At 70.8% G+C, this 23,446-nt stretch carries 15 protein-coding genes; 8 read left to right on the top strand and 7 right to left on the bottom strand.

Annotated features, from left to right (window positions below; all coding sequences use genetic code 11):
- Positions 1 to 96 precede the first annotated feature (96 nt).
- The 5 genes from AB0C30_RS50380 (at position 97) to AB0C30_RS50360 (ending at position 8,718) form a co-directional block, all read left to right on the top strand.
- A complete protein-coding gene (locus AB0C30_RS50380; protein ID WP_357957870.1) occupies positions 97 to 1,767 on the top strand; it encodes a fatty acyl-AMP ligase in 1,671 nt (556 codons plus the stop codon).
- Positions 1,760 to 4,636, top strand: coding sequence for an MMPL family transporter (locus AB0C30_RS50375; protein WP_357957868.1), 2,877 nt, complete (start codon positions 1,760 to 1,762; stop codon positions 4,634 to 4,636). The genes AB0C30_RS50380 and AB0C30_RS50375 overlap by 8 nt, the downstream gene beginning before the upstream one ends.
- Complete coding sequence (locus AB0C30_RS50370; protein WP_357957866.1) at positions 4,633 to 5,994, top strand: MFS transporter; 1,362 nt, start codon at positions 4,633 to 4,635, stop codon at positions 5,992 to 5,994. Before AB0C30_RS50375 ends, AB0C30_RS50370 begins: the two co-directional genes overlap by 4 nt.
- A gap of 95 nt (positions 5,995 to 6,089) precedes the next feature.
- Positions 6,090 to 7,382, top strand: a complete 1,293-nt coding sequence (locus AB0C30_RS50365; RefSeq protein ID WP_357957864.1) for a glycosyltransferase — start codon at positions 6,090 to 6,092, stop codon at positions 7,380 to 7,382.
- Positions 7,383 to 7,434: 52 nt separating this feature from the next.
- Complete coding sequence (locus AB0C30_RS50360) at positions 7,435 to 8,718, top strand: hypothetical protein (RefSeq protein WP_357957862.1); 1,284 nt, start codon at positions 7,435 to 7,437, stop codon at positions 8,716 to 8,718.
- Between the two features lie 24 nt (positions 8,719 to 8,742).
- Here the strand turns inward: AB0C30_RS50360 and AB0C30_RS50355 are convergent, their stop codons facing one another.
- The 4 genes from AB0C30_RS50355 to AB0C30_RS50340 all read right to left on the bottom strand — a co-directional run bounded on the left by AB0C30_RS50355 (position 8,743) and on the right by AB0C30_RS50340 (position 12,018).
- The gene (locus AB0C30_RS50355) at positions 8,743 to 9,111 is read right to left on the bottom strand and encodes a MerR family transcriptional regulator (RefSeq protein ID WP_357957860.1); all 369 of its coding nucleotides are present in this window, start codon (positions 9,109 to 9,111) and stop codon (positions 8,743 to 8,745) included.
- 17 nt (positions 9,112 to 9,128) lie between these two features.
- Complete coding sequence (locus tag AB0C30_RS50350; RefSeq protein ID WP_357957858.1) at positions 9,129 to 10,133, bottom strand: NADP-dependent oxidoreductase; 1,005 nt, start codon at positions 10,131 to 10,133, stop codon at positions 9,129 to 9,131.
- 408 nt (positions 10,134 to 10,541) lie between these two features.
- Complete coding sequence (locus AB0C30_RS50345) at positions 10,542 to 10,766, bottom strand: hypothetical protein (RefSeq protein WP_225300811.1); 225 nt, start codon at positions 10,764 to 10,766, stop codon at positions 10,542 to 10,544.
- Positions 10,767 to 10,911: 145 nt separating this feature from the next.
- Positions 10,912 to 12,018, bottom strand: a complete 1,107-nt coding sequence (locus tag AB0C30_RS50340; RefSeq protein WP_357957856.1) for an alpha/beta hydrolase family protein — start codon at positions 12,016 to 12,018, stop codon at positions 10,912 to 10,914.
- A 228-nt stretch (positions 12,019 to 12,246) separates the two neighbouring features.
- Here AB0C30_RS50340 and AB0C30_RS50335 point away from each other — a divergent pair, with 228 nt between their 5' ends.
- A complete protein-coding gene (locus AB0C30_RS50335) occupies positions 12,247 to 18,540 on the top strand; it encodes an SDR family NAD(P)-dependent oxidoreductase (protein ID WP_357957854.1) in 6,294 nt (2,097 codons plus the stop codon).
- Positions 18,537 to 19,886: a crotonyl-CoA carboxylase/reductase gene (gene ccrA, locus AB0C30_RS50330; protein WP_357957852.1), complete on the top strand. Its 1,350-nt coding sequence runs from the start codon at positions 18,537 to 18,539 to the stop codon at positions 19,884 to 19,886. The genes AB0C30_RS50335 and ccrA overlap by 4 nt, the downstream gene beginning before the upstream one ends.
- Here the strand turns inward: ccrA and AB0C30_RS50325 are convergent.
- From AB0C30_RS50325 to AB0C30_RS50315, 3 genes are read right to left on the bottom strand one after another with little or no spacing between them, the layout of a single operon-like run.
- Positions 19,867 to 21,060 (bottom strand): helix-turn-helix domain-containing protein, encoded by a 1,194-nt coding sequence (locus AB0C30_RS50325; RefSeq protein ID WP_357957850.1) that lies wholly within the window; start codon positions 21,058 to 21,060, stop codon positions 19,867 to 19,869. The two genes, ccrA and AB0C30_RS50325, sit on opposite strands and share 20 nt — an antisense overlap.
- Before the next feature lie 59 nt (positions 21,061 to 21,119).
- Positions 21,120 to 21,323 (bottom strand): EF-hand domain-containing protein, encoded by a 204-nt coding sequence (locus tag AB0C30_RS50320; protein ID WP_357957849.1) that lies wholly within the window; start codon positions 21,321 to 21,323, stop codon positions 21,120 to 21,122.
- 29 nt (positions 21,324 to 21,352) lie between these two features.
- Positions 21,353 to 22,231 (bottom strand): LysR family transcriptional regulator, encoded by an 879-nt coding sequence (locus AB0C30_RS50315; protein WP_357957847.1) that lies wholly within the window; start codon positions 22,229 to 22,231, stop codon positions 21,353 to 21,355.
- Positions 22,232 to 22,293: 62 nt separating this feature from the next.
- Here AB0C30_RS50315 and AB0C30_RS50310 point away from each other — a divergent pair, with 62 nt between their 5' ends.
- Positions 22,294 to 23,277 carry an aldo/keto reductase gene (locus AB0C30_RS50310; RefSeq protein ID WP_357957845.1) on the top strand — a complete coding sequence of 328 codons (984 nt, stop codon included), beginning with the start codon at positions 22,294 to 22,296 and terminating at the stop codon, positions 23,275 to 23,277.
- The last annotated feature ends 169 nt before the right edge of the window (positions 23,278 to 23,446 follow it).

Genomic DNA, 23,446 nt, shown 5'->3' with positions numbered 1-23,446 from the left:
CAAGACCGGAAGCGGAATGTGCAGGCGTTTGGCAAGAATCGAAGCTCTTTCTGCCGTAATTTTCTAGGTCCCTGTAGTCGGCGAGGGGACCCGGGCATGCCCGAGGCACTGATCGAGCGCGTGGCGCGATGGGCGCGGGAGATCCCGGACGCGCCCGCCTACACCTTCGTCGATTACCTGGGTGACGGCTCCCGCGAGACCCTGACCTGGGCGCGGGCCGACCTCAAAGCGCGGGCGCTGGCCGTACGGCTGCGCGAGGTCGCGGGGCCCGGTGACCGGGTGGCGATCCTCGCTCCCCAAGGGCTGCCGTACGTGGTGGCGATGCTCGGCGCCCTGTACGCCGGGATTGTGGCGGTGCCGTTGTTCGCGCCTGATCTGCCGGGGCACGCCGAGCGGCTGACCCGCGCCTACTCCGACGCCGAGCCGGTCGCCGTGCTCACGACCACGGCCGCGCTGCCCGGCGTGCGGGCCTTCGCCGCCGGGGTTCCGGTGATCGCCGTCGACACGGTCTCCGACCTGCTCGCCGACGAGTGGGAGCCGGTGGCGATCGAGCCCGGCGAGCTCGCCTACCTGCAGTACACCTCCGGCTCCACCCGGGCGCCCGCCGGTGTGGAGATCACGCACGGCAACCTTGAGGCCAACGCCGCGCAGCTATGGAAGCTGTTCCGGGCCAAGCCGCTTACCTCGGTCGCGGCTCTGTGGCTGCCACTCTTCCACGACATGGGGCTGGTCGCGACGATCGCCCTGCCGATGGTGGGGGGCAACCAGGTGGCGTTCATGGATCCGGTGGCGTTCGTCATGCATCCGGTGCGGTGGCTGCGGCTGCTCAGCGAGTTCGACGACGTCTATACGGGCGGGCCCAACTTCGCCTACGAGTACACGGCGGCCAGGGTCGGCGCGGCCGACAAAGAGGGGCTGGACCTGTCCGGGGTGCGGGTCATGCTGAACGGCGCGGAGCCGGTACGGCCCGGCACCGTCGAGGCGTTCAACGCCGCGTTCGGCGGGTGCGGGCTGCGGCCGGAGGCGCACACCCCGGCGTACGGGCTGGCCGAGGCCACGGTCTTCGTCTCCGCCATGGGGCCCGACGAGGCCGTGGTGGCCACGGACTTCGACCGCGACGCCCTCCGCGACGGCCGCGCGGTGCCGCACGGCGGGTCGTCGGGGGCGCTGACCACGCTGGTGGCGTGCGGACGGCCCAGTGGTCAGCGGGTGCGCGTCGTCGGCTCGGGCGGGCAGGAGTTGCCGGACGGGCGCGTGGGGGAGATCTGGGTCCAGGGCCCGAACGTGGCGCGCGCCTACTGGCGCGATCCCCTCCGTACGGCCGAGGTGTTCGGCGCGACGCTGGACGGCGCGGACGGCGCCTGGCTGCGGACGGGCGACCTTGGGGTGGTGTACGGCGGGCTGCTGTACGTCACCGGCCGGATCAAGGACCTGATCATCGTCGACGGGCGCAACCACTATCCCCAGGACATCGAGGTCACCGTCCAGGAGGCGCACCGGGCCGTGCGCCGCGACCATGTGGCGGCCTTCTCCTTGCCAGGGGAGGAGACCGAGCGGCTCGTGGTGGTGGCCGAGCGGTCGCGCGGTGGTGCTTCGGCCGATCCGGCGGAGGTGGCGGCTCGGGTACGGGCAGCGGTCCGGAAATTTCACGATTTATCCGTCCACGACTTCGTGCTGACGGGCACCGGAGCCGTACCCCGGACGACCAGCGGCAAGATCGCCCGGCGGGCCTGCCTGCGGGCGTACCTGGAGGGCGCCCTTGTTTGAGTCGGCGGGGCGCCTGATCCACCGCGGCCGGTGGACGCTGCTGGTCCTGAGCCTGGTGGCGGCCGTCCTGGTCGCGCCCTTCGGGCTGCAGCTGTTCGGCCGGATGGCCGACGGCGGCTTCGCCGACCCGGCCGCCGACTCGACCACCGCCGCCCGCTGGAACGACGCCTGGTACAGCGGCAACACGCCCGACGTGGTCGTCCTCTACCGGCACCCGCAGGTCAAGGTGCGCGACGCGCGCTTCAAGAAGGCCGTGCACGACTCCCTGCGTGCCCTGCCCGCCCAGTACGTACGCAAGCTGGCCACCTACTGGACCACCGGCGCCAAGGAGCTGATGTCCACCGACGAACACGCCACCTACGCCCTGATCACCCTGAAAGGCGCCAAGCAGGCGGCGTACGCGGCGATCAAGGACCGGCTGCCCGTCGCGAACCTCCAGGTCCAGGTGGGCGGCTCGGTGCCGCTCCTGAAGGAGCTGAACGATCAGACGGCCGCCGACCTGGCGCGCGCCGAGGCGATCTCGATGCCGGTGCTGCTGGTGCTGCTCGTGGTGGTGTTCGGCAGCGTGGTGGCCGCCGGGCTCCCGCTGCTCGTCGGCCTCTTCGCGGTGCTCGGCGCGCTCGTGCTGCTCAGGCTGCTGACCGAGGTGACCGAAGTCTCGGTCTTCTCGCTGAACGTCGTCACCATGCTCGGTCTCGGGCTGGCCGTCGACTACTCCCTCTTCGTGCTGAACGCCTTCCGGGAACAGATCAGGTCCGGCGCCCCGACCCAGGAGGCCGTGGTGCGCACCATGGCGACCGCCGGGCGTACCGTCGCCTTCTCCGGTTTGACGGTGGCGACCTCGCTGCTGGGGCTGCTGCTGTTCCCGCAGATGTTCCTGCGCTCGATCGGGCTGGGCGCGGCGGCCGTGGTGCTGGTGGCCATGGTCGCGGCGCTGGTCGTCCTGCCCGCCGCGCTGTCCATTCTCGGTCCCCGCGTGGACGCCATCCGCATCACCCCCGACTTCGGCTCGGCCCGCGTGGGTGCCGGCCTGTGGCACGCGATCGCCTCAAGCGTGATGAAACGGCCCGTGCTCTACCTGGTCGCGGTTACCTCCGTACTGCTCGCGCTGGCCGGGCCGTTCGCCCACGTACGGTTCGGCAACGTCGACCACCGGGTCCTGCCCGCCGCCGCCGAGAGCCGCCGCGTCGCCGAGATCGTCGACCGCGACTTCGCCAAGAACTCGATGGCCACGATCGACGTCCACGCCCTCATCGAACGCTCCTTCACCACCCGCCCCGCCGCCGTCGGCCCCCTCGGCCAGGGCTACACCCCGATCAGCGCCGTCACCACGATCGACCCTGCGGATGCCAAGCCCCTCGCCGACCGCCTGCGCAAGCTGCCCGGCGTCACGGGCGTCGACCTGGCCGGCCTCTCCCAGGCCAACGGCGCGGTACGGCTGGCGGTCCGCTACTCCTACGACCCCATGTCGGCCCAGGCCCAGAACCTGGTGACACTGATCAGATCCATGACCCCGGAGCCGAACATCCGGCGACTCGTCGTAGGCGGCCCGACGGCGGCCCAGATGGACCTCCTGTCGAGCCTTCTGTCCAGGTTGCCGTGGATGGCGCTGGTGGTGGGTGGGGTGACGTTCCTGCTGCTGTTCGCCGCCTTCGGCTCCATCGTGCTGCCGCTCAAGGCCCTGCTCATGAACGTCCTGTCGATCGGCGCCTCGTTCGGCGTGATCGTCTGGGCCTTCCAGGACGGCCACCTGGCGACTTGGCTGCACTTCACGTCGACGGGGACCATCGAGGCCACGGTGACGGTGTTGATCCTGGCAGTGGTGTTCGGGCTGTCGATGGATTACGAGCTGTTCTTGCTGTCGCGCGTACGGGCGGAGTGGCTGCGAACGGGCGACAACACGGCCGCGGTGGCGACGGGGTTGCAGCGGACCGGCGGCGTCATCACCAGCGCGGCACTGTTGCTGCTGGTGGTGATCGGGGCGTTCTCGACGGCCGGGATCACGATCGTGAAGCTGCTCGGGGTGGGCATGTTCGTGGCGATCGTGGTGGACGCGACGCTGGTGCGGGCGCTGCTGGTGCCGGCGACGATGCGGCTGCTGGGCGGGGCCAACTGGTGGCTGCCGGGGGTGCTGCGGGGAGTGCATCGGCGGATCGAGTTCCATGAGGGGTCTTTGTCCTCGGAGGGGGCCCCTTTGGCTCAGCCGGCTGCTGGACGGCGGCTCGCTGAGCGGCGGCCTGCTGAGCGGCGGCCTGCTGAACGGCGGCTTGCTGAGCGGCCGCTTGCTGGACAGCTGTCTGCTGGGCGGCCGCTTTCCCCGGACGAGCTTTCCCCGCCAGCGCCATCCCCGGGCGCCGCGTCGGCGAGTACGAACGGCGGCGAGGCTCGGCGCCCTGAGACGGCGAGCGGCCCGCGTCCCGGGAGGGCGATCAAGCCCAATCCGGACGGCCCCGGCTGGTGCTGGGCGGAGGACGGCCCTGGGACAGCGTCGCCGGTGACCGTCAACGGCCGCCCAGCCATCTTCGGTGTGGACACCGACCCCATACCGGTATCCGCCGAACACGACCCCCCTGCCGCCCTCCCCGTCCCGCGCCCCGCCGCACCACCCGTCAGAAAGCGCCCCTACAGCGCCGCCGAGCCCGCAGTCTCCAAACGACCGCAGGTCACCGCCCGCCCGACCCCCAAAAGCCCGGCCGGCGCCGATACCGCCGACACCGCGTCTGGTCCCGACGACCCAGGAACCTCTGGTTCCGGGCGTGCTGCGGGTACGCGGCGCCCGACCTGGGAAAAGGTCACCACCGGTCGTACCAGGGTCGTCAGGGCGAACCCCAACGGACCCGGCTGGACCTGGGCGGAGGTGGACATGTGACCTTGACCGTCGCCCCTGTACAGCCCGCCACCCGATCCCGGCTGCTCCTGACGGTCGTCGGCTTGGCCGGGTTCGTGACGACGCTGGACAACACCGTGGTCACCGTCGCCCTGCCCAGTATCCAGCGCGATCTCCACACCCGCCTGAGCGCGCTCGAATGGGTCGCTACCGGATACATCCTGACGTTCGCCGGCCTCATGATCGCCGGCGGCCGCCTGGCCGACGTGTACGGACGGCGCAAAGTGCTGCTCATCGGGCTCACCGTCTTCACCGGGGCATCGCTCGGCGCCGGTCTGGCCACCTCGATCGAGCCCCTGGTCGTCGCGCGCCTGGCCCAGGGGGTGGGGGCGGCGCTCATCCTGCCCGCGACGCTGGCCGTCCTGGCAGGGCGGCCCGATCGGTCGCTCGGGGTGGCCATCTGGATGGCGTCCGGCGCCGGTGCTCTCGCATTGGGACCGGTGGTGGGCGGGTACCTGAGCCAGCACGCCCATTGGAGCTGGGTGTTCCTGATCAACGTCCCCATGGGAGCGATCGTCATCGCGCTGGCCACCGTCGCAATATCGGAAACGCGCGCTGAGCCCAGCGTCGGGCGGCGGGGTCAGGTGGATGTGCCTGGGCTGCTGGCGTCGGTGGTGTTTCTGGCTTCTGGGACGTTCGCGCTGATCCACGGGGGCGAGTACGGCTGGGGGTCGCCGCCCATCCTGATCGCGGTGGCCGGGTGCGTGGGTGGCGGGGTGCTGTTCCTGGTACTGGAGCGTGGGGCGCGGGCGCCGATGGTGGAGTTGGGGCTGTTCGCGGGCCGGAGCTTCACGGGTGGGGTGCTGGCTCAGGTGCTGTGGGGGCTCGGGGTCAACGGAGTGTTCTTCTATACCGCGCTGTTCCTGCAGGGGGTGCTCGGGTTCACGCCTACGGCCTCCGGGATGGCGTTCGTGCCGTTGGCGTTGCTCGTGGTGGTCGTCACGCCGCTGGTGCCGGTGGTCGAGCGGCGGCTGGGGAGTGGGAGGACGGTCGCCTGCGGATTGGTGCTGGTGGCGGCTGGGATGGTGGGGGCGGCGTTCCTGGAGGCGGGGGACGGGTGGGGGCGATTGGTGCCCGCTGTCTGCGCGATCGGGGTGGGGTCGGCGCTGACCATGCCGCTGGGGTCGGCCGTGCTGGGGGCGGTGCCTGAGTCTCGGGCCGGGGTGGCGGGTGGCATCTTCTCCGTGAGTCGTGAAATTTCCGGCCTCTTCGGGATCGCGGCCATCGGGGTGATCGTCCACGAGGCTGGGAGCTTCTCCCAGGGGTACGCGCTCGGCCTGCTGGTCGCGGCGGCCCTCGTACTACTGGGCGCGTTGATCGCCTTGCTGACACTGCCGTGAGCAGATCGGCCGTGAGCTGGTTGGGCGTGATGGTGACCCGCACGTAAGGGCGGGCTGGGCGTGACGGCGGGCAGGGCCGAGAAGGCGGGCTGGGTGTGAGGGTTGCGGTGCTGGCTTTGGGGTCGCGGGGGGACACTCAGCCATGCGTGGCGCTGGCCCAAGGGCTGGCCGCGCGTGGGCACGAAGTCACGCTTGTGGCGCCCGAACGCTTCGGACATCTGGCCATAGGTGAGCGTTTAGCGGGCCTGCGGTTCGTGCCGCTAGGGGTGGATCCGGTGACGATCGTCGAGAGCGAGGAAGGGCAGGCGTGGTTGCGCAGCGGGCCGCTGGGGTTCGTGCGGGGCTTCAGGGCCGTTCTCGAACCCCTCGCCGCGGAGCTCGTCGCCCAGGTGGACCACGCCTGCGCCGACGCCGAACTGGTCCTCGGGCCCGCGCTCGGCGCCATGGGCAGACACCTCCACGAGAGGTACGGCATGCCGTACGGGATCCTGCAGTTCCAGCCCAGCGAGCCGACCGGCGAGTTCCCGAACCCGCTGATCCCGTGCCGGACCCTGGGCAGGGTCGGCAACCGGGCCAGCTTCGCCGTGGTCGAGCGGCTTGGCTGGCTGATGCTGGGCCGCATGATGAACCGGCTGCGCGGGCAAGTGCTGGGGCTGCGACCGTTGCGGGGGAGTCCGTTCGCGGCCGACCGGCGGGATCGGGTGCCGGTGTTGTGCGGGGTGAGCCCGCTGGTGGTGCCCAGGCCGCGCGACTGGCCCGACTACGTCCACCTGACCGGCTACTGGCGCCTGCCACTCGACCCGGACAGCGCAACCGCCCGCCCGCCGCACCCGGACAAACCCACCCTCCCACCTGGCCCGGACCCGACCGCCCTTCCGCTGCCCCCAGACGTCGCCGCCTTTCTAGACGATGGACCGCCGCCCGTGTTCGTCGGGTTCGGGAGCATGGTGCCCGATAAGCCGGACGCGGTCGCCGAGCAGGTGGTCGCAGCGTTGCGGTTGGCGGGGGTACGGGCGGTGGTGCAGGGGTTGCCCGTGGCCGCCTCGGCGGACGTCTGTCCGGTAGGCGAGGTGGCGCACGAGGTGCTGTTCCCGAGGACGGCGGCCGTCGTGCACCACGGTGGGGCGGGGACCACGGCGGCGGGGCTGGCGGCCGGGGTGCCGAACGTGGTCTGCCCCTTCTTCTCCGACCAACCGTTCTGGGGTCGCCGGGTGGCGGCATTGGGAGCGGGGCCGCCGCCGCTGCCTATTCGGGCGCTGAGCGGGCGGTCATTGGCGGCGCGATTGCTGGCCGTACCGGAATATCGCGAGAACGCGGCGCAACTTGGGGGGCTACTGCGGGTGGAACACGGGGTGAAGAACGCAGTGGATCTCATTGAAGGTAGCTGATCATCCGGATATTGTGCGATATGTCCGCGATCACCCCCTGGAGTAAGGCGCCATGCGACTGAGGAAGATTTTCGTCATCGGATTGGCACTCTCACTGCTGGGCATAGGCGTTCCAGCCTGGTCGGAGGACGATCCGCGCAGCTGCAACGACCTGATGTCCGGCGACACCCCGGCGTACGTCGTGTGCCGCTGGATGGCCACCCCCGACGAGGCGCGGGACATCGCCAACTTCTGGCTCTCCAACGACGGCGAGCACATGCAGGAAGCCGGCCCGCTGAGCCCGATCCTCGTCGACTGCACCGAAGCCGGCAACGAGTGCGCCAACGACTCCGAGGGCGACGGCGAGCTGCACGACGTCGACTCGCCCGATGTCGACGGCGCTGAGGACGGCGGCTCGCCCGAGTGCCAGTCCGGCGAGGAGTGCTTCGTCAACCCCGAGGGCCTGTCCAAGGCCGAGATCCAGGCTGCCGAGAAGTCCGCCGGCGGCCAGGCCGTCAAGGCCGCCGCCGCGGCCGGGATGCGCGTCTGGATCGACGCGGAGCTGGCCGATGATTGGAAGGCGGGCAAGCTCGCCGAGGCGGCCAAGAAGGTCGCCGCGGTCGCGGCGCAGCAGGGCGCCGTGGGGATCAGGTTCAGCTCGCAGCTCGGCTTCAACAAGACGTTCGAGACCGCTGACGAGATGGACAAGTTCGTCACGGAGGCCACCACCACGCTCCGCAACCTCGCGCCGGGCAAGAAGCTGGCCGTGCACACGGTGGTGCCGGTGCTCGGCTGCGGCGCCAACGACACGTGCAAGGCCGAGGTGACCAAGAAGTACCCGCTGCTCGACCCCGAGCGGATCGGTGCCTGGCTCACCAAGGGCCTCGTCGACCAGCTCGCCCTGGACGGCGGGCACCTGGCGACCGAGTACGCCACCTGGAAGATCGACGCCACCGAGGCCCAGCGCAACCAGTGGATCCAGGTCAGGGCCCGCGCCTGGGACGCCTACGGTCAGATCGTCGCGGAAGACGCGGGCTTCGCCGCCGTGGGCTCGCCGCAGCTCACCGCCGAGCAGGCCACCAAGTCGATCACCGACCGCATCGCCACGCCGCTCCAGGCCGACGCCGCCGAGACCGTCAACCTCTGGTCCCGCTGGCAGAACGACCAGGGACAGGTCAGCAGGCTGTACGGCGAGAAGTGGGCCGAGAACGCCACCTGGGACCAGCTGAAGAAGCTGACCTCGATCCGTCCCCGGCTGGCCACGATCTACGACCCGTCGGCGCCGGAAGTCGACTCGGCCACGGACCTCAAGAAGCTGTCCGAGGTGTTCGGGCAGGTTTATCTGCACACCGCCTGATCAGGTCACTGTGCTGACCCCGGGTCAGGTCGTCGTGCTGACCCGGGCGGCGAGTCGTTCCCGCAGTGCTGTCAGACGGGAGATCTCCTCGTCCAAGGCGGTGAGCCGACGCTGGACGACTCCGGTGCCCTGAGTGCAGCCAGTGCTGCCGTACGGCGGCAACGTGTCGCCCTCCAGAAGATGGAGGCGTTCGGCGCAGCTGCGTACGTCCTCGACGGTCAGCCCCAGTGAGAGCAGTTCGCGGATGATCCGCACCAGCGTCACGTCATGGGGCCCGTACTCCCGCTGCCCGGTCATCGTGCGCGGCGCCGGGGGCAACAGCCCGCGCTGCTCATAGAAACGCAGTGCCCGAGGTGTCGTGCCCGCCGCTGCCGCCGCGTCGCCGATCCGCATCAGCCCTCCAAAGGTAACTACAGCTCTACGACGACGGCTCCGAGATGCCGGCCGCCGATCATCTCGTGCAACGCCTGGGGAGCCTGCTCGATGCCCGGCACTCGTACGTGCGGAAACGTGATCTCTCCGGAACGCAGCCAGCCGCCGAAGCGCTCGGTCCACTGTGCTCGTGCCCGCGCGTCGTCCGGGGCGCTGAAGCCACGCATGGCGATGCCTTTGAGGATGAGCTGGTAGGTGTCCAGTTCGACCGGCGCCGTCGTACCGGTGCCATGTGCCGACATCTGGCCGGACAGTGCGCCGACCAGGACGAACCGCGCCCCGGGCCGGGCCGCGGCCACCGCCGCCTGGAGCTGTTCGCCGCCGACGTTGTCCAGGAGGACGTCGATGCCGTCCGTCGCGATCTTGGCCAGCTGCTCGTCGATCGGCTCCGCGCCGCGGATCACGGCGGCGTTGTACCCCAGCTCGGACACCAGCCGCTCGGCCTTCTCCCGCGAGCCGGTGCTGCCGATGACCTGGCCCGCGCCGAGCAGCCGGGCGATCTGCCCGGCCAGCGAGCCGACCGCGCCGGCGCCGCCGGAGACGAACACCGTGTCTCCGGGCCGTACCTCGGCGCCCAGGGTCAACGCGGCGTACGCGGTCCAGCCCTGTGCCAGATGAGCGACAGGGTCGGGCAGTGTGTCACCCAGTGGGGTGCATTGGGCGGCGGCCACGGCCGCGTACTCGCGCCACCCGAGCCAGTGCGAGACCAGCTCGCCGGGGCGCAGCCCGCTGTCCGCGGGCGCTGACACGACCTCACCGATCGCCGCCCCGAACAGGGTGTCACCGGGGAGGAGAGGTGGGAACGGCGCGCCCTTCACCGATCCGCCGATCAGGGTGCGGAGTGCGGCGAAGACGTGGAAGAAGCGGTTGCGGACCAGTACCTGGCCTTCTTCGGGCACCGGCAGTGGCGTCTCGACGACCCCGAAGTGCTCCGGCCTCGGCAGGCCGTCGGGGCGACTGGCGAGCCGGACTTCGCGGGACATACGGGGCAAGGCTTCGCGGGACGTGTGGGGCAGGGCAGGCATGCGACGCTCCTCAGCGGTGGGCAAGGGGCCCTTATGGCGTCGCGACCTTAACCCTTGACCCATACGTCAAAGGCAAGTCGCACGATGAGGAGGTCGTGGCTCGCCGCCCTGGGGCACACGCCGCAGGCTGGATTTCCGATAGCACGAACTGGCCAGACGGCTTGGGCCCGGGGAGCACGAGGGCCGGAAGGTCACCTCGCCGGAGGTGCGGGGACATGTCCCCACTGTCACCGCCCGAGCTCCATCGGCGCAGAGCGCCTGAAGGCGGTGACCATACTTACAGGGCCGGGCCCGATAACACGCGTCAACACACACCGACAGCGCCCTCTGGCGAACGCTGCCCGCTTCAGATGGTGCCAGGCGGTTTCAGAGTTTGATCAGCTTGGCGTATGGGGTCGTGATGCGTTCCTGTCGTGATCCGAAGTCGATGAGGACGGCCTCGTCCTCGACACCGATGACCCGACCGAGACCGTAGCGGTCGTGGGACACCTGGTCGTGCATGCTGAACTGCTCGACCGGCGGCGCCGGAGGCGGGGGCTTGAAGGGGCTGGTGGGCAGGTGGCGCCGGGTCGCGGCGCTGGGTGGCTTCATCTACTCCAGTATGCGCCACCGCGAGATCTTAGAACGCCACATTCGCCGCAGTGGTTCGGTTTTCGGGCGTGAATACCCAGGAACATCGGCCTTATGCCCGTTTTATTGGCGTCCGGAAAGCCGTCGAGGACAGGCGGTGACATGCTCAGGGCCGGGGATCGGCCAACTGCCAGTCGCCCTGGCGGTCCGTCGTGTCCAGCTTGGGCGGGCCGCCGCCCGGCAGGCCCAGCGCGGCCAAGATCATGGGGTACGAGTTCTTGAACTCCCTGATCCAGTACGGCCAGGTGTGGGTGCCGTTGCCGTACAGGTTCAGGGTGTGCTGGATGCCCAGGCTGTTCAGGCGCTTGCTCAGGGCTTTGACCGTGTAGGCGGAGATGGGTTCGCCCAGGTGGGCCGGGTGCCAGGGGGAGCCGGGCGGGTCCAGGGGGCCCATGAAGCTGTTCGTGCCGCTGGACATGTAGATGGAGACGCCCCTCAGCCTCGGGGCCAGGGCCACGGGGTCGTTGGCCGCCCAGACCTGCCGGTCGCGGATGGGGTCGCCCCACAGGGCCTTGGGGTCCTGCTTCTCGCTGGCCTGAGCGTTCATGATGATCGCGGGGATGCCGGGGATCTCGGTGGCCATGATGCCGCTGTACGCGCCGACGAAGCGGAACATCCCCGGATAGCGGGCCGCGTACTTCATCGCCCCGTACGCCCCCATCGACAGGCCGGCCACGGCTCGCCGGGTGCCCGCTCGGTAGCCGATCTCCAGCAGTCGTCGCACCTCATACGTGTGGAACGTGGCCCACGCCGGTGTGCCGCCCTTGCCGCCGTTGTACCAGTCGGAGTAGTTACCGGCCCGGCCTGCTTCCGGCATGACGACCATGGCGTCCAGATTCTCGGTGAAGCCGGCGATGTCGGTCATGCGGGTCCAGGAGGTGTAGTTGTCGGCGCCGCCATGGAGGAGGTACAGGACGGGCCAGGTACGGTTCGCCTGCTTGGACCAGCCCTTGGGGAGCAGCAGGCGGACCGGCGTCATCAGGCCGATCGACGGTGAGGAGATGAGGAGGTCGAGCATGCGAGGGCTCAGCCACCTCTCCCGCACGACGCGGGCACTGCCGGGGAGGGCTTTCTGGCCGGGCATGTAGTTCGTCGCGGTGGTCGATTTTCCGTCGGGCACGAGCAACCAGCCCGGATCGGCGAGTACGGGGGTGGCGTTCGAGCCGACGAGGAGCACCGTCGTCGCCAGTGCCAGCAGGGCGCGGGATCGCATGAGAGCTCCCCTTCGCAAGTGAGACCGGAGGCGAGGCTAGGGGCCCGGGCACCGGTCCAGCTATGCCCCAACGCAACGAAATATCGCCGTTGGGTGCGCTCTGCCGGACAAAACCGGGGGTTATCACCGGCGTGACAAATCAGACCCGAGGAATGTTCGGTACGGGCCTGCCCCGGTGCCACGGCGTGTGGGTATGTTGGCCGATCACCCGGCAGCATGGGAGCCCTCGTGAACGTACTGGGCGAAGCCGACATCCGCCGCTTCCTCACCGAGCGGATCGCGTCACGCGGCGTCGAGCGGGTCGATCCGGAACGGCCGCTGGAGGAGTACGGCCTGTCGTCACGTGACGCGGTGGCGATCGCGGGCGAGCTGGCCGAGCTGCTCGGCAGGCAGCTGAGCCCGACCCTGGCCTGGGAGCACCCGACGATCAACCGTCTGGCCCGCGCACTCGCGGGACCGCCCCAGGAGGACCGGGCAGAGATCCCCGGCGACCCGGGTGAGCCGGTGGCGGTGGTCGGGGTGGGGTGCCGGTTGCCGGGCGCGCACGGCCCCGAGGCGTACTGGGAGCTGCTGCTCGACGGGCGGGACGCGGTCGGGGAGGTGCCCGCGGGGCGGTGGGAGGCGTTCGACGACGGATCGGCGCGTACGGAGGAGGTACTGGCCGGGACGACCAGGCACGGCGGCTTCCTGGAGGACGTGGCCGGGTTCGACGCGGAGTTCTTCGGGATCGCGCCGGGCGAGGCGGCGCTCATGGATCCGCAGCAGCGGCTGCTCCTGGAGACGGCCTGGGAGGCGCTGAAGCACGGCGGCATCGCGCCGAGGTCGCTGGGCGGCAGCCGTACCGGGACGTACGTCGGCATCTCCGGCGCCGAGTACGCCTACTTGACCAGCGCGGACCTGAGCGGCGTCGGCGCGTGGACGGCCACCGGCGTGGCGCTCAGCATCGCCGCGAACCGCCTGTCCTACCTGCTCGACCTGCGCGGCCCCTCGATGGCGGTGGACACGGCCTGCTCGTCCTCCCTCGTCGCCACCCACCTGGCTGTAGGCGCCCTGAGATCGGGAGAGTGCGACCTGGCCCTGGCCGCCGGGGTGAACCTGCTGCTGTCGCCCCTGGTCACGGTGGCCTTCGACCAGGGCGGCGGTACGGCGGCGGACGGGCGGTGCAAGGCGTTCGACGCGTCGGCCGACGGCATGGTGCGGGCCGAGGGCTGCGGCGTCGTCGTACTCAAACGCCTGACGGACGCCGAACGGGACGGCGACCGTGTGCTGGCGGTGATCAGGGAGACCGGCGTCAACCAGGACGGCCGCTCCAACGGCCTCGTCGCCCCCAACCCCGAAGCGCAGGAGGCCCTGCTGCGCCAGGTGTACGCGGGGCTGGACCGGGGACCCGACTACGTGGAGGCACACGGAACGGGCACGTTCCTCGGCGACCCCATCGAGGCGCGGGCCATCGCCGGGGCGTTTCCCGGGCAGGTGCTGCTCGGCTCGGCCAAGACGAACCTCGGCCACCTGGAGGCGGCGGCCGGGGTCGCGGGGCTCATCAAGACGGTCCTGGCGCTGTGGCACGGCGTGATCCCACCCAGCCTCCACTTCCGGCAGCCGAACCCGCACATCCCGTGGGAGAGGCTGCGAGTCGTCACCTCGCCGACGCCGTGGCCACGGGCGGACGCACGCGCGGGGGTGTCGTCGTTCGGCTTCGGCGGCACCAACGCGCACATCGCTCTGGCCGCTTATCGGGCGGTGGGGGAGGCGGCTTCCGCCCGCCCGACCGCCTCAACGACCGCCCAGCCCGCCCTCACCCACCCCGTCCCTGCTCAACTCACGCAACCCTTGCAGCTCGCGCCCGCCCAGCACGTCTTCGTTCTCACCGGTGCCACGCCCGATCGCGTGCGGCAGTACGCGGAGACGCTGGCCGCATGGCAGCCCTCGGCCGACCTCGGCGACGTGGCCCACACCCTGGCCAGGCGAGCCGGTGGCGCTCGCGCGGCCGCCCCTGTGACCGCCCCCGTCATTGCCCCCGTGGCTGCCGTTGTGACCGCTGCTAACGCGGCCGAGCTGCGTGAACGCCTCGCCGCCATCACGCCCCGGCCCGTCCCCCTGGCGCCGGTCGGCCCGGTGTGGGTCTTCAGCGGGTACGGCTCGCAGTGGCCGGCCATGGGCCACCACCTGTACGAAACGGAGCCGCCCTACAAGCAGGCCATCGACGAGCTCGCGCCCCTGTTCCGAGCTGAGGCCGGCATCGACCTCCACGCCCCGGAGGCCCAGGGCGTGGCCACCGTCCAGCCCATGATCTTCGCCGTCCAGCTCGCCTTGGCCCGCCTGTGGCAGGCGTACGGCATCGAGCCCGCCGCCGTGATCGGCCACTCGATGGGCGAGGTGGCGGCTGCCGTGGTGGCGGGCGGCCTCGACCAGCACGACGCGGTACGCGTGATCTGCCGCCGCGCCCGCCTCCTCGCCAGCCTCGCCAGCCTCGGCGGCCTCGGCGGCCTCGGCGGCGGTGATGGTCGCAGTCACGGTGGCGGTGGCGGTCGGGATGGGGATGGCAGTCACGGTGGCGGTGGCGGTGGCGGTCGGGATGGGGATGGCGGTCGCGATGGCGATGGTGGTGGGGCGATGGCCGTGGTCGGGGTGGCTGCCGATGAGGTGCCCGATGACCTGTATGTGGCGGTTCATTCCGCCCCGCACCAGACCGTCGTCACCGGCGCTCCCGAGCGGGTCGCCCGGTTCGTGGCGGAGGTCGAGGCACGAGGGCTGTTCGCCAGAACACTCACCACCGAAGGCGCCGGACACTCACCCCAGGTCGCCCCTCTGCTGCCGAAGATCAGGAACGAGCTGGCCGCCATCACCCCCGCCAAGCCGCGCCTGCCGTTCTACTCCACGGTCTTGGACGACCCTCGCGAGACCCCCACATTCGAGGCCGCGTACTGGGCCGCTGGCGTGCGCCGACCGGTGCGTCTCCTCCAGGCAGTACAGGCCGCCGCGGAGGACGGCTTCACTGTCTTCACCGAGCTCAGCCCGCACCCCGTGCTGAGCCAGGCGCTCCAGGACACACTCCCGGCCGCGACGATGATCACCCACTCCCTCGAACGCCACCACGACGACGCCTTCCACTCCCAACTCGCCACTGTGGCCACCGCCATCACGCCCAGGACGCGTGGCCGGGTGGTGGACGTACCGGGGGCGCCGTGGCGGCACACCCGCCACTGGGTCACCCCGTACCGCCGCCCGCCAGAACACCGCCTGCTCGGCGCGCACGTCGAGACCCCGGCCGGACACGCGTGGACCATCGCGCTCGGCGACCTCACCGACGCGCCCTGGCGCCTGGACCCGTCCGACTGGCACCGCCACGGCCACCCCGTGCTCCCGCTCACCGCCGTGGCCAGACTGGCGCACGCAGCGGCCGTGGAGGTGTACGGCTCAGCGGAGCTGCATGGCTCGGTGGAGCTGCATGGCCCGGCGGAGTCGCACGGCTCGGTGCAGTCGCACGGTGTGGAGCTTTACGAGGTGGCCCTGCACGCGCTGCTTCCCCTGCCCTCGCAGGTGACGGTCACCTTGGCGGGAACGCGGGTGGAGGTGACCGCCAAGAACGCCGCGGGCTCCTGGACCGTCTACGGCTCGGCCAGCCTCACGCAGCCGGCCGCGCCGCCCGAAGCCCTGGACACGCAGCCAGCCGCGCCGCCCGAGGCCCTGGAGAGGGTACGGCGGGTGGCGGCGGACGGCACGCTCCACGGCGTCGAGAGCCGGGAGCTCGCGGCATCGAGCATCCCGGTGCCCCTCGACGCCAAGCTCGTCGAACGCGTCTGGGTCCCCGCCCCATTGCCGACGACTCCGGCGGGCGACGTCCAAGAGACGGCTCAGGGGTCGGGCGCTGTTGTGCGGGTTCCGCGGCTGCTGGAGCCGCCGGCGGCTCGGCGGCTGATCCTGGACCTGGCCCGCCTCGCCGACCAGGGGACACAGCTCACGATCGTCACCGAACGCGCTCAATCCGTACGGGACGGAGAGGCCGCAGATCCCGGCCCCGCTTCGTTGAGCGGGCTGGTCAGAGTGCTGGCGCTGGAGCGTCCCGAGGCCCGCGTCAGGCTGGTGGACGTCGACGACCCCAGCGTGCTGCCACGGGAACTCGCCACCCCGACCGGAGACGACGAGGTGGCCTGGCGCGACGGCGTCCGCTACGCGGCCCGACTGCGCCGCGCCACCCTGACCCCCGGCCCGGCGACCTCCCGCCTGGCAGCCCCCGCCCCCGCGACCCCGCGTTCGGCGACCTTGCGCTCTGCCATGGCGGTCGCGGGGCCCGGCGGTTATGTGATCACCGGTGGGTACGGGAGGCTCGGGCTGGTTGTCGCGCGTCGGCTGGCCCGCCTTGGCGCCACCCGTATCGTGCTGAATGGCCGGGCCGCCACCCCCGTGCCCAGCGACCTCGTGGGCGTCGCCCAGGTGGTGGCGGGTGATCTGGCCGCGCAGGGTACTGCCGAGCGGCTTGTGGCGGCCGCGACCGCGGGAGGGGTACGGCTGCGCGGAGTCGTACATGCGGCCGGAGTCCTGGACGATCGTCTGGTCGCCGACCTCGACCCCAGCAGCCTCGAACGGGTCTGGGCCGCCAAGGTGGACGGCGCGCTCAACCTCCACCGAGCCACCGAACACCTGGACCTCGACTGGTGGGTGGCCTTCTCCTCCGCCGCCGCGCTGCTCGGCTCCCCCGGGCAGGCCGCTTACGCCACGGCCAACGCCTGGCTGGAGGCCCTCTGCCGACTGCGCCGCGCCCGGGGGCTGCCCGCCATCGCCATCGGCTGGGGTACGTGGGCCGGGGCCGCCACGATGCCGGGCGTCGAGCCGCTGGCTGTCGAGGAGGGTGTCGAGGCGTTTGAGGCGTTGATCCAGCGGGACCGGTGTGCGGGAGTGGTCAGGATCGCCCCAGCTACGGCTTTGTCGGTGTTTCCTGGGATCGGTCGCCTTCCGTACTTCTCGGACGTCGCCGATCTCGCCCCAGAGGTGCGGCGCGACCTCGGGCCCGAGGGGGTGCTGGCCGCCGTCAGAGAGCGGGTCGCGGCCGTGCTCGGGGTGGAGCCGGTGTGGCTCGACGAGAGTGCCGTGCTCACCGACCGGGGGCTCGACTCGCTGGCCGCCACCCGGCTGCGTGGCCTGATCGAGCACGACTTCGGCGTCACGATCCCGACGACACCGCTGCTCAACGGCGGGACGTTGGGCGAACTGGCCCAGGCCGTCACCGCCGACCTGGCCCTCCCGCAGTCCAAACCGCCACCCGCCTCAGCGAGTCAGGCGGACACGCCGACAGGTCCAGCGCGCGCTACCGCAGGTCAGGTAGACGTGCCGACAGGGCCAGCGGATCAGGACGCGGTGACAGGGCCGCCGCGCGGCACAGCCGGACCGTCGGGTGCTGTCAACGGGCGTGCGGTGGTCGGGCCGAGGGATGCGGCGGAGCGGCAGGTGGTTCGGGTGCTGACCGGTCTGCTGGGACGCGAACCCTCGGTCACCGAGACCGTCCCGCCGGACACGCTGGCGAAGGCCCTCGACCTTCTCCGCCTCGAACTCGGCAGATCGGTCGCGATGGTCGGCGGACGGGAGAGAGCGCGGGTGGCCGAGGTCGCCGATGCCGTACGCCAGGGCGAGATGGCCGAAGCCGGGCTCGCCACCGTCAGACCCCTCACCGAAAGAACCGAACGAACCGGGATCAAACGGCCCGACCGCACCGAACGGACTCACCGCATCGAACAGGCCGACCGCACCGAACGGACCGGCGGCTGGCCGCTGTTCCTGGCCCACCCCGCCGGTGGCACCACAGGTGTGTACGCCCTGCTGGCTGCCCGCCTAGACCTCCCGGTCATCGGCCTGGAACGGCTGGACGACGCGGCTGAGCTGGGCATCCCAGAGCGGGCCGCCCGTTACGCCGAGGCCGTCAAACGGACCTGCCCGGGACCGTACCGGCTGGGTGGCTGGTCGTTCGGGGGGATCCTGGCGTTCGAGATCGCCAGACGGCTGGGCGACGACGTCGAGCTGGTCGTGATGATCGACTCGGGGCTGCCCGAGCGGGTGCCCGAGGAGCGGCGGCGGGAGATCCAGGCCCGGCGGTACGTGGACTTCGCGGCCTATCTGCGTGACACCTATGGCGTTCGGGTCCGCCTCGACCCGCGAGAGCTCCTGTCGCTCGACGAGCGCGGGCAGGTCGCGCTGGCCGAGGAGCGGATCGCGGAGTCCGGCGTGCTGGAGCTGCTCAGCCCGGCCATCCTGCGTCACCAGATCACCTCGCACGAGGACACCAGGGCCATCGACCGCTACGAGGCCGGGCCGTACCTGGGCGACGTGCTCCTCTACCGGTCCACTGAGCCGACCCCCTGGGCGGTCGAGGACGTCCGGTACGCCCACGCGGACGATCCGGCACGTGGCTTTCGCCCGTACTGTCCCCGCCTGGAGATCATCGAGGTCCCCGGCGCGCATCACCTCAACCTGCTCGATCCACCCCACGTCGAAGGCATCGCCGCCGACCTGAAGAGGAGGCTCGCATGACGCTGGCAGAGGCCGTGGTGGCGGGCGCGGCGCCTGCCGAGCTGGCGAGCCTGGAGGTGCCGACGCGCTACCGCGCCGTACACCTCCGCAAGGACGAGGTCGGCATGTTCGACCGCCAGGACAAGGACCGCCCAGGCAAGGACCGCCCGGGCAAGGACGGCCAAGACAACGACGGCCCGGACAAGGACGTGCGGAGGTCGCTTCACGTAGGCGAGGTGCCGATGCCGGAGTTGGCCCCCGACGAGGTGCTTGTCGCGGTCATGGCCAGCGCGATCAACTTCAACACGGTCTGGTCGGCGATGTTCGAGCCGATCCCGACGTTCGCCTTCCTGGAGCGGTTCGGCCGTACGGATCCCCGGCACGACCTGCCCACCCACGTGCTCGGCTCCGACGCGGCCGGGGTGGTCGTCAGAGCGGGTCAGGCGGTACGGCACTGGCGTCCCGGGGATCGCGTCGTCACCAGCCCCGCGTACCTCGACAGCCAGGACCCGATGGTGCAGCACGACGGGATGCTGGCCGCGGACCTGCGCGCCTGGGGGTTCGAGACGAACTTCGGGGGGCTGGCGGAGTTCGCGGTGGTCAAGGCGACCCAGTTGCTGCCCAAGCCGAGGCATCTGAGCTGGGAGGAGGCGGCGTGCAACATGCTGTGCGCGTCGACGGCGTACCGGATGCTGGTCGGCGAGCGCGGCGCCCGGATGAAGCAGGGCGACGTGGTGCTGTTGTGGGGGGCGACGGGCGGCCTCGGCGCGTACGGTGTGCAGCTCGTCAGGAACGGCGGCGGCATCCCCGTCGGCGTGGTGAGCTCGCCGGAGAAGGCCGCGCTGCTGCGCGAGATGGGCTGCGAGCACGTCGTCGACCGATCGCGCTTCGACGACCTGACCGATGAGAAGGGCTGGCGCGGGCTGGGGGCGGAGGTCAGGCGGTTGGTGGGGGAGGACCCGGCCATCGTGTTCGAGCACACCGGAAAGGACACTTTCGGCGCTTCGGTATATGTCGCGAAAAAGGGTGGAAAGGTGGTCACGTGTGGCTCGTCCAGCGGGTACGACCACACCTACGACAACCGCCACCTGTGGATGCGGCTCAAGCAGATCATCGGCTCACACGGCGCGAACTACCAGGAGTGCCACGAGACCAACCGGCTCATCTCGCTCGGCATGATCCACCCCACGCTCTCCCGGGTGTACCCGCTGGAAAAGGCGGGGGACGCGGCGCGCGCCGTACAACTGAACCAGCACGTCGGCAAGGTCGGCGTGCTCGCACTGGCCCCCGAGCAGGACCTCGGCATCGAAGACGGCCGCCTCCGCGAGCGCATAGGCGAGGAGCGCCTCAGACTTTTCCGTGTATGACGTTCAGGGCGGCCCGGCGAGCACGGAGCACGATCTCCAGCTCGAAGCGGATGTCCGGATCGGCGAGCTGATCGCCGTAGAGCTCCTCCAGCTGCCGCAACCGGTAACGGACCGTCTGCGGATGTACGTGCAGCCGAGCCGCCACCTCACCCGCCCCCCGGCCGTACCGCAGCCAGGCCAGCAGCGTCTCCGCCAGCCGGTCCTGCTGTGTGGGCCGCAGGTGGGCCAGTGGCGCCAGGCGTACCTCCGCCAGCGCGTTGACCAGCTCCTCGTCCTTGAACACCACCAGCGTCGCCATGTGGTCCGCGCAGTGCAGCAGGCCGCGCGGCAGCACGCCGCGCCCGGACAGCTCCAGCGCCTCGGCCGCCCAGCGCAGCGACGCCGCGGCGGCGGTCAGGGGCACGGGCGGCCCGATGGCGCCCAGGTAGCCGCGGAGCGCGGTCTCCAGCATGCGCGCCTGGCCGGGGCCGTTCGGGTCGGGTATGAGCAGGCAGGGTGTGGCTCGGTCCAGGCCCATCAGCACGTCGGGCGGCATCGCGGGTGAGCGGCAGGTGCCGTGCTGGTCGTCGAGCGCGACGCAGGCCACGGTCTTGGGCAGCCGCCACCCGGCGGCCTTGGCCAGGTCGGAGATGGCCTCCGCGCCGGCGGGCGGGCGGCTCAGCAGCAGGTCGAGCAGGCGGTTGCGGCGGCGCTCGATCTCGCCCGCCGCGTGCGCCCTGGCCTCGTCGAAGCCCTCGGCCGCGGCGTCGGCGAGCTGGTCGAGGTAGACGAAGATGGCCTCGCCCAGGTCGTACAGGGACTGCGGGGAAAGCCCGAGAGTGTCGGCGATCTCGGTGAGCCGCCGCCAGCCGACCCTGGCGCCCAGCCGCATCGCGGCCTGCAGCGGCTCGAGGTTGCGCCCCTCGGCCGCCTCGCCCTTGCCGATCATGCGGAACGGCTCGGGGTCCCAGGGGGCGGCGGGGTCCTGGATGTGGTCGAGGAAGCCGTCGATGGCCTGCTCGACGGCCATCCTGACGACCTTGATGTAGACCTCGTCGGACGGTCTGGCGTACTCGGGGATGCGAGCCTGGATCTCCGCGATCACCTCGGCGGAGATCCGGCCGATTCCGGCCCTGAGCGTCTTCACGATGTCCGCGGAGATCCGGGTCTCGCTGGTGTCACTCTTGATGGCCATCGTCCCTCCTGTCGCCATTGTTACCCGTGCGGCAGAGGGTTGTGTAGCAAGTGCTTGTTTTACCTCTGCAGGAAGGTGCCGAACTCCTCGACGTCGATCAGGCCGTCGCCGTCCTTGTCGAGCTTCTCCACCCCGGCCTGCGCGGCCTCCAGCGTGATCGGCTGACCGAGCACCTCCATCAGCCCGACCAGCTCTTCGGCGGAGATCCGGCCGTCATTGTCAACGTCGATCAAATCGAAGGTGATCGTGTAGTCGTCGCTCATGGGTTGCCCTTTCGCGGGATCCGTATCGGTCAGACCTTAGTGGCGCTCTCTCGAAGCGCGTCGATGAATGCCCTGACTTCTCGTCTTTTATCGCCGGAGCGCCAGGCGATGGCCAGCTCACCCGGCGGGAGGCCGGCCACCGGGCGGTAGACCAGGCCCGGCCGCGTGTAGAGCGCGGCGTTGCCCTCGGCCACCAGTACGACGCCCAGTCCGCTGGTCACGGCCTCGAACACCTCTTCAGGCGTGTTGGCCGTGAACCCGATGACCGGTTCGTCGGCGCGGAGGTCGCGGGCGAGCCAGTAGTCGCGCAGCGGCCCGGCCGAGGCGGGCAGCGCGATGAACGGCTCGTCGCGCAGCGCCTCGAACGGGATCTCCGCCAGCCCGGCGAGGGGGTGATCGTCCGGCATGGCCACGCCTCTGCCCTCAGTGGCCAGAACATGCGTGCTCAGCCCCTCCGGCACGGGCAGCCAGATGAAGGCCACGTCGGAGCCGCCGTCGGCCAGGCCGCCGCTGGGGTCGTCCCAGCCGACCAGCCGCAGCGACACCTCCCAGCCGGGCATCGCCGCGCGGAACAGGCGCAGCGCCTCGTGCTGCAGTCCCCGCCCTACGGCCGTCTGCATGCCGATGACCAGCGTGCCCGTGGGCGCGGCGGCCCTGGCGGTCTCCAGCCCGGCGGTCCATCGGTCGAGCAGTTCGCGCGCCACCGGCAACAGCGCCTCACCCTGCCTGGTGAGCACCACCCCGGTGGGTACGCGCTCGAACACGTCGAAGCCGAGCTGCCGTTCCAGCGCCCTCAGCTGCTTGGACAGCGCGGGCTGCGAGACGAACAGCCGCTCGGCGGCCCTGGTCACGTTCAGCTCCTCGGCGACCGCCACGAAATACCGCAAGTCACGCAGGTGCACGTCCATAACCGATGGTTATAGCAGAAGGTCTTGGACGCGCCGCGCGTACCGCAAGCAGGATGAACCACATGAAGACCCGTGAACTTGGCAACAACCTGACGGTCCCCGCGATCGGTTTCGGCGCCATGGTGCTGTCACCCGGCGTGTACGGCGACATCGACGACACCCGCGCGGAAACGGCGCTCAAGGCGGCACTCGACGCCGGAGCGGTACACATCGACACCAGTGACGCCTACGGCGTGAACGGCCACAACGAACGCCTGGTCGGCCGGGCGATCAAGGGACGGCGTGCTGAGGTGGTGGTCGCCACCAAGTTCGGCCTGGCCATCCCGGAGGGTGAGGCGAGCAGATCGCACCCGGTGGGCTACGCGTTCGGCGAGCTGCGGGTGAACGCCGAGCCGAGGCTGGTCCGCCGCTACGCCGAGCGGAGCCTGCGCAACCTGGACACCGACGTGATCGACCTCTATTACGCGCACTACGTGGACCCGGGCGTACCGATCGAGGAGACGGCCGGGGCGATGGCCGAGCTGGTCGAGGCCGGGCTGGTCAGGCACCTTGGCCTGTCGAACGTGACCGCCGACGAGCTGCGCAGGGCGCACGCCGTGCACCCGGTGACGGCCGTACAGAACGAATGGTCGATGTGGCGGCCGGTCGATCCCGACCTCCTCAAGACGGCCCGCGAGCTGGGCGTGGGGATCGTGGCCTGGAGCCCGCTGGGCAACGGCTTCCTCACCGGCACCGTCCAGCGGCTCGGCGAGGGCGACTTCCGGCACAACGCGCCCCGCTTCTCCGCCGACAACCTGGCGAGCAACAACGACCGCTACGCCCCGATCAGGGACCTGGCCACGCGCCTGGGCATCACCCCGGCCCAGCTGGCACTGGCCTGGCTGCTGCACCAGTACGAGCACGTGGTGGCCATCCCGGGCAGCCGCACGCCCGCGCACATCGAGGAGAACCTGGCCGCCGCCGACCTCGTCCTGCACCCGGACACGCTGGCCCGCGTCGACGAGGCGCTCGCCGGTTTCGAGGTGACGGGCGGCACACTGCTCTGAGGCGTGGCGGCGTCGTCCCCAGCTCTTCCGGGCAACGATCTCCGCCAGATCGCTCGCGTCTCGTTGATCGGCCGGATAGAGGTCTCGTGCACCTCGTGCAGGAAATGATATCTATCTTCCTGCTTGTGCGGTATCGTTTTGGGGAGCCATGGCTAATGGAAGGGTCCTG

This window comes from Nonomuraea sp. NPDC048901 (assembly GCF_040649695.1).
Lineage (GTDB): Bacteria > Actinomycetota > Actinomycetes > Streptosporangiales > Streptosporangiaceae > Nonomuraea.
This window is presented reverse-complemented; position numbering and strand designations above follow the sequence as displayed.

Coding starts and splice junctions, on each gene's coding strand:
- ccrA (WP_357957852.1), top strand. CDS start 18,537: ATGACGCTGGCAGAGGCCGTGGTGGCGGGCGCGGCGCCTGCCGAGCTG.
- AB0C30_RS50360 (WP_357957862.1), top strand. CDS start 7,435: ATGCGACTGAGGAAGATTTTCGTCATCGGATTGGCACTCTCACTGCTG.
- AB0C30_RS50310 (WP_357957845.1), top strand. CDS start 22,294: ATGAAGACCCGTGAACTTGGCAACAACCTGACGGTCCCCGCGATCGGT.
- AB0C30_RS50350 (WP_357957858.1), bottom strand. CDS start 10,133: ATGTCCCGCGAAGTCCGGCTCGCCAGTCGCCCCGACGGCCTGCCGAGG.
- AB0C30_RS50315 (WP_357957847.1), bottom strand. CDS start 22,231: ATGGACGTGCACCTGCGTGACTTGCGGTATTTCGTGGCGGTCGCCGAG.
- AB0C30_RS50345 (WP_225300811.1), bottom strand. CDS start 10,766: ATGAAGCCACCCAGCGCCGCGACCCGGCGCCACCTGCCCACCAGCCCC.
- AB0C30_RS50380 (WP_357957870.1), top strand. CDS start 97: ATGCCCGAGGCACTGATCGAGCGCGTGGCGCGATGGGCGCGGGAGATC.
- AB0C30_RS50325 (WP_357957850.1), bottom strand. CDS start 21,060: ATGGCCATCAAGAGTGACACCAGCGAGACCCGGATCTCCGCGGACATC.
- AB0C30_RS50355 (WP_357957860.1), bottom strand. CDS start 9,111: ATGCGGATCGGCGACGCGGCGGCAGCGGCGGGCACGACACCTCGGGCA.
- AB0C30_RS50340 (WP_357957856.1), bottom strand. CDS start 12,018: ATGCGATCCCGCGCCCTGCTGGCACTGGCGACGACGGTGCTCCTCGTC.
- AB0C30_RS50320 (WP_357957849.1), bottom strand. CDS start 21,323: ATGAGCGACGACTACACGATCACCTTCGATTTGATCGACGTTGACAAT.